This window comes from Micromonospora sp. NPDC050784 (assembly GCF_044456765.1).
Classification (GTDB): domain Bacteria; phylum Actinomycetota; class Actinomycetes; order Mycobacteriales; family Micromonosporaceae; genus Micromonospora; species Micromonospora foliorum.
The window spans coordinates 204,895-216,540 of sequence record NZ_JBITGG010000003.1; the positions used below are offsets into that span (position 1 = coordinate 204,895).

Annotated in this window: 13 protein-coding genes; 4 read left to right on the forward strand and 9 right to left on the reverse strand. The window is 72.3% G+C overall.

Annotated features, from left to right (window positions below; genetic code table 11):
* Positions 1 to 37: 37 nt before the first annotated feature.
* Both ACIBD9_RS05435 and ACIBD9_RS05440 read right to left on the reverse strand, forming a co-directional pair.
* Positions 38 to 1,273 (reverse strand): class I SAM-dependent RNA methyltransferase, encoded by a 1,236-nt coding sequence (locus ACIBD9_RS05435; protein WP_396715067.1) that lies wholly within the window; start codon positions 1,271 to 1,273, stop codon positions 38 to 40.
* 76 nt (positions 1,274 to 1,349) lie between these two features.
* Positions 1,350 to 3,434 (reverse strand): APC family permease, encoded by a 2,085-nt coding sequence (locus ACIBD9_RS05440; RefSeq protein WP_396715069.1) that lies wholly within the window; start codon positions 3,432 to 3,434, stop codon positions 1,350 to 1,352.
* 170 nt (positions 3,435 to 3,604) lie between these two features.
* Here ACIBD9_RS05440 and ACIBD9_RS05445 point away from each other — a divergent pair, with 170 nt between their 5' ends.
* Positions 3,605 to 4,270 carry a potassium channel family protein gene (locus tag ACIBD9_RS05445; protein ID WP_396714781.1) on the forward strand — a complete coding sequence of 222 codons (666 nt, stop codon included), beginning with the start codon at positions 3,605 to 3,607 and terminating at the stop codon, positions 4,268 to 4,270.
* A gap of 3 nt (positions 4,271 to 4,273) precedes the next feature.
* A complete protein-coding gene (locus ACIBD9_RS05450; protein ID WP_238659247.1) occupies positions 4,274 to 4,963 on the forward strand; it encodes a TrkA family potassium uptake protein in 690 nt (229 codons plus the stop codon).
* Positions 4,964 to 5,004: 41 nt separating this feature from the next.
* Here ACIBD9_RS05450 and ACIBD9_RS05455 read toward each other — a convergent pair whose 3' ends face one another.
* The 4 genes from ACIBD9_RS05455 to dut form a co-directional block, all read right to left on the reverse strand.
* The gene (locus ACIBD9_RS05455) at positions 5,005 to 5,691 is read right to left on the reverse strand and encodes a DUF3159 domain-containing protein (RefSeq protein WP_396714783.1); all 687 of its coding nucleotides are present in this window, start codon (positions 5,689 to 5,691) and stop codon (positions 5,005 to 5,007) included.
* A 25-nt stretch (positions 5,692 to 5,716) separates the two neighbouring features.
* Positions 5,717 to 6,097: an OB-fold nucleic acid binding domain-containing protein gene (locus ACIBD9_RS05460; RefSeq protein ID WP_396714785.1), complete on the reverse strand. Its 381-nt coding sequence runs from the start codon at positions 6,095 to 6,097 to the stop codon at positions 5,717 to 5,719.
* A 114-nt stretch (positions 6,098 to 6,211) separates the two neighbouring features.
* Entirely contained in the window at positions 6,212 to 6,874 is a 663-nt protein-coding gene (locus ACIBD9_RS05465) for a DUF3710 domain-containing protein (RefSeq protein WP_396714787.1), read from the reverse strand.
* A gap of 25 nt (positions 6,875 to 6,899) precedes the next feature.
* On the reverse strand, positions 6,900 to 7,436 hold the full coding sequence (gene dut, locus ACIBD9_RS05470; protein ID WP_396714789.1) for a dUTP diphosphatase: 537 nt from the start codon (positions 7,434 to 7,436) through the stop codon (positions 6,900 to 6,902).
* Positions 7,437 to 7,520: 84 nt separating this feature from the next.
* On the opposite strand from dut, the gene ACIBD9_RS05475 reads away from it, so the two are divergent.
* Positions 7,521 to 8,054: a DUF3093 domain-containing protein gene (locus ACIBD9_RS05475; protein WP_396714791.1), complete on the forward strand. Its 534-nt coding sequence runs from the start codon at positions 7,521 to 7,523 to the stop codon at positions 8,052 to 8,054.
* 100 nt (positions 8,055 to 8,154) lie between these two features.
* On the opposite strand, the gene ACIBD9_RS05480 is transcribed toward ACIBD9_RS05475, so the two are convergent.
* Complete coding sequence (locus tag ACIBD9_RS05480; RefSeq protein WP_396714793.1) at positions 8,155 to 8,979, reverse strand: hypothetical protein; 825 nt, start codon at positions 8,977 to 8,979, stop codon at positions 8,155 to 8,157.
* A gap of 116 nt (positions 8,980 to 9,095) precedes the next feature.
* Positions 9,096 to 9,392 (reverse strand): DUF4193 domain-containing protein, encoded by a 297-nt coding sequence (locus ACIBD9_RS05485; RefSeq protein ID WP_007075406.1) that lies wholly within the window; start codon positions 9,390 to 9,392, stop codon positions 9,096 to 9,098.
* A gap of 433 nt (positions 9,393 to 9,825) precedes the next feature.
* Here ACIBD9_RS05485 and ACIBD9_RS05490 point away from each other — a divergent pair, with 433 nt between their 5' ends.
* Complete coding sequence (locus tag ACIBD9_RS05490; protein ID WP_387174108.1) at positions 9,826 to 10,338, forward strand: LytR C-terminal domain-containing protein; 513 nt, start codon at positions 9,826 to 9,828, stop codon at positions 10,336 to 10,338.
* A 139-nt stretch (positions 10,339 to 10,477) separates the two neighbouring features.
* Here the strand turns inward: ACIBD9_RS05490 and ACIBD9_RS05495 are convergent, their stop codons facing one another.
* Complete coding sequence (locus ACIBD9_RS05495; RefSeq protein WP_396714795.1) at positions 10,478 to 11,296, reverse strand: inositol monophosphatase family protein; 819 nt, start codon at positions 11,294 to 11,296, stop codon at positions 10,478 to 10,480.
* Between the last annotated feature and the right edge of the window lie 350 nt (positions 11,297 to 11,646).

The following is an 11,646-nucleotide window of genomic DNA, read 5'->3' on the forward strand; positions in this document are numbered from 1 at the left end:
CGGTCAGGCGCTGGCAACAGCGCCGACGCGCGGTCTGCTACCGCTCGTCCGGCGGAAGCAGCAGCCCGACCTGCTCGACGTGCTGCGTCATCGGGAAGAGGTCGAAGCCCCGCAGCGCCGCCAACCGCCAACCGAGGTCGGCGAAGGTGCGCACGTCCCGGGCGAAGGCGGCCGGGTCACAGGCCACGTACGCGACCGCCCGCGGGCCGGCGGCGACGATGTCCCGCACCACCTGGGCTCCCGCGCCGGAGCGCGGCGGGTCCAGCACCACCACGTCGACCGGGCCGGTGATCCGTCGGCGGGTCAGCGCGGTCTCCACCCGGGCGGCGACCACCTCGATCTGCGGCAGGTCAGCCAGGTTGGCCCGGGCCGCGTCCACCCCGTCCCGGCTCGATTCGACCAGGGTGATCCGGGCGTCGCCGACCCGGCTGGCGAGAGCCGCGGCGAACAGCCCGGCGCCGCCGTAGAGGTCCCAGGCGGTCTCGCCCGGCTGCGGGTCCAGCAACTCCAGCACCGCCATGGAGAGGGCGTCCGCGGCGGCCGGGTGCACCTGCCAGAACGCGGACGCGGGCAGCGTCCAGTCCCGTCCGGCGGCGACCTCGCGGACCTCGGTCGGGCCACTGACCGGGGTGGGCTCCCCGTCGCGGATCTCCGTGACGGTCACGTCCCCGCCGGTGCTGGCGATGGTCTCCACCGCCTCGGCGGCCGGCCAGCGCGCACCGGTGGGAGTGAGCACCGGCAGCTGCTGGATGGCCGGGTGGGCGATCCGGCAGCGGTCGATCGGCACCACCTCGTGCGAGCGGTGCTTGAGCAGGCCGGCCCGGTCCGCGGCGTCGACCGCGTAACGGACCCGGGAACGCCAGCCGAGCAGACCACCGGGCAGCGCCTCGACCCGGACGCCGAGCCGGTCCAGCTCGACGTCGGTCAGCCCGCCGAGGCGGACCAACTGTTCGCGGACCACGGCGGTCTTCCAGGCCAGTTGCGCGGCCGGGGCGACGTGTTGGAGGTCGCAGCCCCCGCAGGCACCCGGCTTCGCGTACGGGCAGGGCGGCTCGACCCGGTCCGGCGAGGGCTCCAGCACGGTCACCGCGTCGGCCCGGACGAACCCCCGGTGCACCTCGGTGACCTCGGCGATCACCCGCTCACCGGGCAGCGCGTGTCGGACGAAGACCACCTGCCCGTCCACCCGGGCAACACAGTGCCCGCCGGGGGCGACCGCGTCGACGGTCAGCTCGACCCGGTCCGTCTCGGCCAGGCCCCGTTCGAACGCCAACGAGGCCGACGCCAACGAGGCAGCCGAGGCCGGTGCCGACGGCGTCCGGGGTGTCGCGGTGCGCTGACCGGCCGACTCAGTCACGGGTGTTCCCCATCGTTTCGCTGTTCTCGGGCCCGCCCTCGCCGGGCGGCGCGGAGGCCACCGGCGGGGCGGCGACCAGGGGCGAACCGGTGCTCCGGGGACCCCGGGCGGGCGTGCGGGACAGCGTGGCGTCCAGCCGGTCCAGGTTCTTGCTCGCTGTCGACGCGAGCTGCCACGGAACGCTGACGACCATTACCCCCGGTTCGAAGAGCAGCCGACCCTTGAGGCGCAGGGCGCTCTGGTTGTGCAGCAGGTTCTCCCACCAGCGGCCGACCACGTACTCCGGGATGAACACGGTGACCACGTCCCGGGGCGACTTGCGGCGGGTGGAGGCGACGAAGTCCAGGATCGGGCGGGTGATCTCCCGGTACGGCGAGTCGATCACGGTGAGCGGGATGGCCATCTCGCGGCGCTCCCAGTCGGCCTGCAGGTCCCGGGTGTCCTTCTCGTCCACGTTGACGGTCACCGCGGTGAGCGTGTCCGGCCGGGTGGCGCGGGCGTAGGCGATGGCCCGCAGCGTCGGCTGGTGCAGTTTGCTGACCAACACGATCGCGTGGTTGCGGGCGGGCAGCACGGCCCGGCCCTCGTCGGGCGGGGTCAGCTCGACGGCGATCCGGTCGTAGTGCCGGCGGATGGCCAGCATCAGCACGTAGATCACCGCCATCGCGGCGATAGCGATCCAGGCGCCGAGCAGGAACTTGGTGATCAGGACGATCACCAGCACCGCGCCGGTCAGGCCCGCGCCGAACGTGTTGATGGCCCGCGACCGGTGCATCCGGCGGCGCGCCTCCGGGTCCCGCTCGGTGCGCAGGTGCCGGTTCCAGTGCCGGATCATGCCGGCCTGGGAGACGGTGAACGAGACGAAGACCCCGACGATGTAGAGCTGGATGAGTCGGGTCACCTCGGCCTGGAAGCCGACGATCAGCACGATCGCGAAGAGGGCCAGGAAGACGATGCCGTTGGAGAACGCCAGCCGGTCGCCCCGGGTGTGGAACTGGCGGGGCAGGTAGCGGTCCTGGGCGAGGATGGAGCCGAGCACCGGAAAGCCGTTGAACGCGGTGTTCGCCGCCAGGAAGAGGATCAGGGCGGTCATCCCGGCCACCACGTAGAGCAGGATCGACCCGGAACCGAAGACCGTCTCCCCGAGCTGGGTGGTGACCGTCTTCTGCACGTACCCCTCGGGGCCGGAGATGATCTGGAGGGCCGGGTCCTCGACGAACTGCAGGTGGGTCAGCCGGGACAGCCAGATGATCCCGACCAGCATGCTCACCGAGATGGTGCCGAGCAGCAGCAGGGTGGTGGCGGCGTTGCGGCTCTTCGGCGCCTTGAACGCCGGCACCCCGTTGGAGATCGCCTCGACACCGGTGAGCGCGGCGGCGCCCGAGCTGAACGTCCGCAGCAGCAGGAAGATGAGCGCGAAACCGGTCACGCTGTGCTCGGCCTGGATCACCAGGCCGGCGCTCGGCGCGCGGAGGTCGTCACCCATGACGAAGACCCGGAACAGCCCGGTGAGCAGCATCCCGCCCATCACGATCACGAAGCCGTAGGTGGGGATGGCGAACGCGGTGCCCGACTCGCGCAGCCCCCGCAGGTTGACCGCGCTCAGCAGGACCACCGCGCTCACCGCGATGAGGACCTTGTGGGTGGCCACGAACGGCACCACGGAGCCCAGGTTGGCCACCCCGGAGGAGACCGACACCGCCACCGTGAGCACGTAGTCGACCAGCAACGCGCTGGCCACCCCGACGCCGAACTTCGGCCCCAGGTTGACCGTGGCCACCTCGTAGTCACCGCCGCCGGAGGGGTAGGCGTGCACGTTCTGCCGGTAGCTCGCCACCACGGTGAGCATGACCACGACCACGGCCAGCGCGATCCACGGCGAGAAGACGTACGCGGAGGCACCGGCGATGGAGAGGGTCAGCAGGATCTCGTCAGGCGCGTACGCGACGCTGGACAGCGCGTCGGACGCGAACACGGGCAGCGCGATGCGCTTCGGCAGGAGGGTGTGCTGCAGCCGGTCGGACCGGAACGGTCGACCGAGAAGAAGCCGCTTCAGCAGCGAGGTGGGACTGGCCACGAACGCCAAGAGTACGACCACCACGGCGGGGGCGCGGGGGTGGGCGATCACCGCTGCTCCAGACGGCGGGGTACGGTCGGTCCCCGCTCGCCACCGGGACGTGGCAGGCTCGCACTCGTAAGGCCACCGGCAGCGGGAGCGGGAGCGGTACCACCTTTGGGAGGGACAGCGTGCACGTCGTGATCATGGGGTGTGGTCGGGTCGGGTCGACCCTCGCCCACAGCCTGGAGTCCCGAGGGCACTCGGTGGCGGTGATCGACCAGGACGCCGACGCCTTCCGCCGGCTCGGCCCCGACTTCGCCGGGATCACGGTGACCGGGGCCGGTTTCGACGGCGAGGTGCTCCGGCAGGCCGGCATCGAGCGCGCGGACGCCTTCGCGGCGGTGTCGAGCGGCGACAACTCCAACATCATCTCGGCCCGGCTGGCCCGCGAGACGTTCGGCGTGTCCCGGGTCGCCGCCCGGATCTACGACCAGCGCCGCGCGCAGGTCTACGAGCGGCTGGGCATTCCCACCGTGGCGACCGTGCGGTGGACGGCGGACCGGATGCTGCGACACCTGGTGCCGGAGGGCAACGTGGAGATCTTCCGCGACCCCACGAGCACGGTGTCGATCGTCGAGGTGCCCGTACACAAGGACTGGATCGGCCGACCGGTGCGGACGCTGGAGGACGCGACCGGCGCACGGGTGGCCTACCTGATCCGCTTCGGCATCGGCACGCTGCCCACCGGCTCCACCGTCCTGCAGGAGGGCGACCAGGTGTTCATGCTGGTCAGCGATGACATCGTGGCGACGGTCACGTCGGTGGCGGCGACGCCGCCGGAAGGAGGGCACTGAGCCATGCGGGTCGCCATCGCGGGCGCGGGCAACGTGGGCCGCTCGATCGCCCAGGAGTTGATCGACAACGGCCACCAGGTGATGCTCATCGAGCGTCAACCCAAGATGCTGCGCCCGGACCGGGTGCCGGCAGCCGACTGGGTGCTGGCCGACGCGTGCGAGGTGGCCAGCCTGGAGGAGGCGAACATCGCCGGGTGTGACGTGGTGGTCGCGGCGACCGGCGACGACAAGACCAACCTGGTGCTGTCGCTGTTGGCCAAGACCGAGTTCGCGGTGCCCCGCGTGGTGGCCCGGGTCAACCGGGCCGAGAACGAGTGGCTGTTCACCGAGCAGTGGGGCGTGGACGTCGCGGTGAGCAAGCCGCGGGTGATGGCCGCGCTCGTCGAGGAGGCGGTCACCGTCGGCGACCTGGTCCGGCTGATGACCTTCCGACAGGGCGAGGCGAACCTCGTCGAGATCACCCTGCCGCCGACCGCCCCCTACGTCGGTCAGCCGATCCACGCCGTGCCGCTGCCCCGCGACTCCGCCCTGGTGGCGATCCTGCGCGGCAAGCGGGTCCTGGTGCCCAGCCCGGACGACCCGATCGAGGCCGGCGACGAGCTGATCTTCGTTTGCACCGCCGAGGTGGAGGACGAGGTCCGCGCGGTGATCCTCGGGCCGGACAGCGTCGAACGGACCCGCGGCTCACGCTGACCCGACGGGCGCGCCGAGCGGCCCGGCTGGCCCGGCGTCGCTCAGGCGCTGGGCAGCGGGGACGGCGGCGACTCCCGGGTGACCCGGCGCACCGTCCAGACCGTGATCAGCAGCAGCAGCGCGTACGGCGGGTAGCCCAGCGCCAGCCGGGCCACGCCCAGGGCGGTGTCCTGGTGGGCCAGGTACAGCCCCGCCTGCACGCCCACCTTGGCCAGCCAGACCACACCCCAGAGCACGGTCAGCTGGGTGAAGGTGCGCACCAGCTTCGGGTCGGCCCGCCACTCCGAACGGCCCTTGGCCACCAACACCGACCAGATCCAGCCCACCAGCGGCTGCCGGATCGCGGCCGAGATCAGCAGGGCGACCCCGTACCCGATGCCGTAGAGGATGCCGGGGAGGTAGAAGTCACGCTCGTCGCCGGTGCGCCACGCGATGGCCGCGCCCACACCGACGCCGAAGAGCCCGTTCACGGCGTGCCGGATCGGCCGGCGCTGGGCCAGCCGCACCCCGGCGATCAGCACCGCGACGGAGACCGAGGCGATCACCGCCGGCCGCAGCTCGCCGATGATGTTGGCGAGGACGAAGACCACGACCGGAATGCTGGACTCGACCAGCCCGCGCCAGCCGCCGAGCTGGTCGGCCATCTGCTCCGCGATCGTCGGCAGCGGCTCGTCGTCGTCCTGAGGACCGGTCTCCGGCTGTGCCGCCCGGTGCTGTCCCGTCGTCATCGCCGGCCTTCCGTCCGCAGTGCCGTCACTTGGGCGAATCCAGCTCGTAGTAGGGGTTGTAGATGACCTTGCGGTCGTCCCGCACGGCCACCCGGCCACGGGCGGTCAGGTGCCGGCCAGGCTCGATCCCGGCGATGTGCCGTCGACCCAGCCAGACCAGGGTGACCACGTCAGTGCCGTCGTACAGGTCGGCCTCGAGGGTGGGCAGGTTGGTGCGCGGTGTGTAGACCACCGTGCGCAGCCGCCCGGCGACCGAGACCAGCTGACCCCGGGAGCACTGCTGGGCGGGGATCCCGCCGCACTCGGCGCTCTCCCGACGCAGCTCCTGCGCGTCGATCTCGGCCTCGCTGGCGGTGAACTTCTGCAGGATGCGCCGCAGCGACACCCGGCTCTCGTCGGTCGTCATGACCTCCGCGTCACCCTCTCCACGCTCGCCGTCCCCGGCCGGCCCCGGCGGCGCCGGAACCGTGCCGCCAGCGTACGCCGACGGGGCTGGTTCCGGCGGGCCGGTGCGCTCGGGTCAGACCTGACGCGGCGCGGCGGCGGCGTCGCCCGCCTCGGCCTCGGCCTGGTCGGCGATCTCCTTGGGCAGCCGCAGCGGCAGCGGCTCGCGGACCGGCTTCGCCTCCTGCCCACGGTCGACCACCAGGCCGTCCAGGCACTCGACGAGCGGCCCGGCCATGGTCGGGTCGGTGGCCACCGGGCCCTGGAACACGCCACGGACCATCCAGCGCGGCCCGTCGATCCCGACGAACCGCAGGTTCGTCGAGCCGTCCGGGGTACGCACCTGGGCGTGCAGCTCCGGGCCGTACTCGCCGGAGACCTCCTGGGCGTTCGCGCCGTCGCGGAGCAGCGACTGCCGGATCTCCTCGCGCACCTCGTCCCAGATCCCCTCGGACCGGGGGGCGGCGAAGACACCCAACTGGAGCGCGTTGTCGCCGTGCACCAGCACCACCTGCTGGACCACACCCTGCGGGTCGGCCTGCACCCGGACCTCGACGTCGGCGATCGCCGGGATGTGCAGGCTGCCCAGGTCGAGTCGCTGCACGTCGTCGTAGCTCTCGGAGATGTCGTACGGGCCGCGCTCCAGCGTCGGCGCCGCATCGCCCTGGTCCGGGACCTCGGTGGCCCGCTCGTCACGGGTCTGCCGCTCGGCATCGGCCCGCTTTCGGGAGAAGATCACTGCGCCTGCCCTCCGCTGTTCACACTCACCCTGCCACCTCTTCCGTCTGCCCGCGGCCCAGCTCGTTCGGCCGCCGCTCGACCCGGTCCTGGCCCGTCGGCGACGGCACCAGCCCGGCGTGCCCACCGGTGGACCCGTGCCCACCGGCCCCGCGCCGGGACGCGGGCAGCTCGACCACCGGCTCGAACCGCGCCCGTGCGACCTGCTGGACCACGAGCTGCGCGATCCGGTCGCCGCGGGAGATCTTCGCCGGCACATCCCGATCATGATTGATCAGGTTGACCAGGATCTCACCCCGGTAGCCGGCGTCGACCGTACCGGGCGCGTTGAGCACCGTCACGCCGAGCCTGGCCGCCAGGCCGGAGCGCGGATGAACCAGCCCCACGTACCCCTCCGGCAGCGCGATGGCCACGCCGGTGGGCACCAGGGCACGGCCGCCGGGCGGCAACTCCACGTCCGCGGCCGCCACCAGGTCGGCCCCGGCGTCGCCAGGATGGGCGTACGTGGGCAACGGCAGCTCCGGGTCGAGCAGCTGCACGGGCACGGGTACGACGTCGGTCACGGGTCCCCTCTTCCGTCCGGTTCGCGGGGTGACCCTGCCATCCTGCCGGTTCGTCGAGCCGCCGTGCGCCGTACCCTCGCAGGAGTGAGCATGTCGCCCTCCCCGTCCGCCGATCAGCCGCCGGACGCCGCCCGCTCGGCGTACACCGAGCGGCTGGATCTGCCCTGGTGGTTGTGGCTGGCCGGGCTGGTGGCCGCCGCGTTGCTGGCCGTCGAGATCTGGATGGGCGCCTCCGGCGTCCGCGCCTGGCTACCGTTCGCCGTGCTGGTGCCGCTCACCGCGGTCGGACTGTGGTGGCTGGGCCGGATCCGGGTCGGGGTGGCCGACGCCGAGCTGCGGGTGGACGACGCCCGCCTGCCGGTCCGTTTCGTGGCCGACGTGGTGCCGCTGGACGTGGCCGGCCGACGTGAGGTGCTCGGCGTCGGCGCGGACCCGCTCGCCTTCGTGGTGCAGCGACCGTGGATCGGCGGCGCCGTGCAGGTGATCCTCGACGACCCCGCGGATCCGACCCCGTTCTGGGTGGTGAGCACCCGCCACCCGGTCGAGCTGGCCGAAGCGGTGCTGAGCGCGCGCGACGCCCTGGCGGCGTCCCAGCCAAGGGCAAGCGAGCCGGGCTGATCCGACGGCGCCGGGTCCGTTCGGGTGCCGGTCCGGCGCCGAAGGCCCCCGTGCCGGTCCGGCGCCAAAGGCCCCCGTGCCGGTCTGGCGCCGCGGCCGCTCAGGTGCCGGTCGGCGGGCCCGGGAGGGCCGTCGGTGGCGCGGGCCGGGCGATGCCCCGCCGACGCAGGTCGACCTGGAGTTGGTCGGCCATCTGCTGGGTGGCCCGGCGATTGAGGAAGCTGGCCACCGCCGCGCCGGTCAGGAACGGCCCGAGCGTGGTGAGGTTGCGACCGAAACGCCGCAGCAGCATGTCCCGCAGCTCCTTGCGGGCGGCGGTGCCCAGCACCGCTCCCACTCCCACACCGGGCACCATCGGGTTGACGCCGCGCTGAGTGGCCCAGGAGTGCACCAGTGCGACCGCCCGTTGGCTGCCGCCGGCCGGTAGCGCCACACCATGGATCTCGTGCAGCTCGCCGACCAGTTTCAGCTCCACCGCCACCACGGCCACGGTCTCGGCGGCCAGCAGCACCGGCGCGGAGAGCAGGGTCGGGGCCACCGCCCACTCGACGGCGGCGACGCCCCCACCGGCCGCGCCGATCGCGGCGGTGGTCCTCGACGCGTTGCGGATGAGCCTGTCGGCCAGGGCGGCGTCGTCCAGGCCGGGGAAGTGCCGGCGCAGCGTGTCCAGGTCCCGCACCGGCACGTGCGGGGCGATCTCGGCGACGGTGTCGACCATCCACCGTACGGCGGCGCGAGGCTTGAACAGGTCGGAGATGCCACGCGCACGGGCCTGCCCGACCATCCGGGTCAGCAGTTGGCGGCGTCGGGCCGGCGCGATGTCGTCCGCGGTCAACGCCGCGACGGTGGCACCGAGGTCATCCGTGCCACGCGTGACACCAAGGCCGTCCGTGCCGCCATCGGTGGTGCCGCCTCGATCGCTCATCGGACCTCCCGGTGCTGTGGCTACCCGCTACGAGTCAAGCAGGTACCCACCGCTGCCGCATGCCTACACCGGCAGCGGCGGCCCCGTTCAGGAGGCCGCCGCTGGTGTCGTGGCTGTCAGACGCACTCGCGGCAGATCAGCTCGCCGTTACGCTCGACCGCCAGCTGGCTACGGTGGTGGACCAGGAAGCAGCGGGCGCACCGGAACTCGTCCTGCTGCATCGGAAGCACCTTGACCGTGAGCTCCTCGTCGGCCAGATCGGCACCGGGCAGCTCAAAGCTCTCGGCCACCTCGGCCTCGTCGACGTCCACCGCGCCCGACTGTGAGTCGACGCGCCGTGCCTTGAGCTCTTCCAGGCTGTCCTCGCCGAGGTCGACCTCGTCGCGACGCGGGGCGTCGTAGTCGGTGGCCATCGGTTTCACTCTCCCATATCGATGTTGTCGCTTCCGGTTGTAACGCCGGACGACGCTGTTTCGGTTCCGCTGGCCGGCCACCACTTGTGTCGGGCACCCGACCCGAGGACCGAACGGATCGAGCTCGCCGGGGCGACTCCCCTGCGAGCGCGGAACCTTACCCCCCCTTGGGCGAGGCATGTATACCGCCCTTGCGGCTGAGATGTACGCCCCCGCACGCGAAGTTGTTCCCAATGTGATTCAGGCGACACGAAGATAGGGGTAGTAGTACCCGGTTCGCGGTCGGCGCGCCGGCATGTCGGGCTGTTTCCACGCGACGGCCGGACAACCGTTAACCTCAGCGGCGTATTCGACGGCCGACGGCCTGAGCGATCGTTCCTGGCCGTCACCACCCACCTGAGGTCCGGGGAGTGCCCTGATGAGTTTTGCGCGAGTGCGAGCACTCGTCGTCGTCGGCCTGCTGGCGATCATCGCCCTGGTCTTCGTCGTCGTGGCCGTGGTCCGCGACAGCCAGGGCAACGCGGGCACCGCGGCGGGTTGCCCCGAGGGCTGGCCGCTGGCGGATCTGACCCTGCGCGAGCGCAAGGACGTCAAGATCAACGTGTTCAATGCCACGGATCAGCCCGGTCTCGCCGGTACCGTCGCCGACGAGTTCAGCAATCGGCAGTTCCAGGTCAAGAAGACCGGGAACGAGAAGAAGGTCAACAGCGTCGCGGTGCTGCGGTACGGCCCGAAGGGCGTCGGTTCCGCGCACCTGCTCCAGGCGTACTTCCTCAACAACGCCACCCCGGGCTACGACCCGAAGCGCACCGACGACACGGTGGACGTGGTGCTGGGCAACGGCTTCCAGCAGCTCGCCACCACGACCGAGGTCAACCAGTCACTCGGCGACTCGGGCCCGCCGGAGGCACCGAAGGGCTCCTGCCCGTCCCCACCCGCCAAGTGACGGCGTAACCGGCCCGCCGCAGGTCGGCGATCGGGCGGCCATCAGGTCCACCGGCCTGGTCCACCCGTCGGGTCAGCCGGCCTGGTCCACCATTCAGGTCCGCCGGCCGGTCAGGAACCGCCGGTCAGGGTTCGTACGGTCAGGGTCCGCCGGCGGCGTCCAGCGCGGCCAGCCGATCGTGCAGCGGCGCGAAGAGCGCGGGCGGGGCCGCGACCACCAGATCCGGCCCCGGCGGCCGACCGGCCAGGCCGGCGACCCGAACCCCCGCCTCGGCGGCCACCAGCCCGCCCGCCGCCAGGTCCCAGGCCGCAAGACCCTTCTCGAAGTACGCGTCGAGCCGCCCCTCGGCGACCAGGCAGAGGTCCAGCGCGGCGGCGCCGAGCCGGCGGATGTCCCGTACGTGTGCGATCAGCCCGGCCACCACCTGCGCCTGGTGCGTCCGGCGGGCGGCGTCGTAGCCGAAGCCGGTGCCGACCAGCGCCTGCCCCAGGTCGGCCTCGCCGGAGCAGCGCAGCCGGACACCGTCGCGCCAGGCCCCGCCGCCGGCCGTGGCGGTCCATTCCTCGCCGGTGCTCACGTTGCGCACGACGCCGGCGACCACCACCCCGTCCACCTCGGCGGCCAGCGAGACCGCGGAGTGCGGCAGCCCGTACAGGTAGTTCACCGTGCCGTCGATCGGGTCGACGATCCAGCGCACCCCGCTGCGCCCGGCACCGGAGGCGTCCTCGCCGTACTCCTCGCCGAGCACCGAGTCCTCGGGACGCAGCGCGGCCAGGGCGTCGAGGATCTGCCGCTCGACCGCCCGGTCGGCGGCGGTGACCACGTCGGTGACGGTGCTCTTGGTGGCGGCGACGACGACCCCCTCGGCACGCATCCGGTACGCGGTGTCGGCCGCGTCCCTCGCCACCTCCACCGCGATGGTCAGCAGCTCCGATGGCGTCGTAGCCGAGTTGGTCATGATTCGCCTCTTTCCGCACTCCGGGTGCATGTGGATGGGTGGAACTACCGACCCGGCTTCCGAAGATCATCGTTCCCCACGCCGCGTGACGGCACCAGACCAGGATCTTTGGTGCGTGGCATCCACCGCGAGATGGGTGCACCTGCGGCTCGGGCGGCCAACCTTCGCCAACATGCCCCATTAGGTCCGGTAATGTCGCTTAAGTGCTTACCGCCCCCGTCCGTGCTCGGCTCGCAACCGTTGCCCAACCGCGACCTGATGGGGGCGCCACCCGCCGGACCGTCAGGGACCTCGGTGATCCACACGCGCACCCTCGCAACCGGCCCGCTGACCTGGGACTGCCTGCTCAA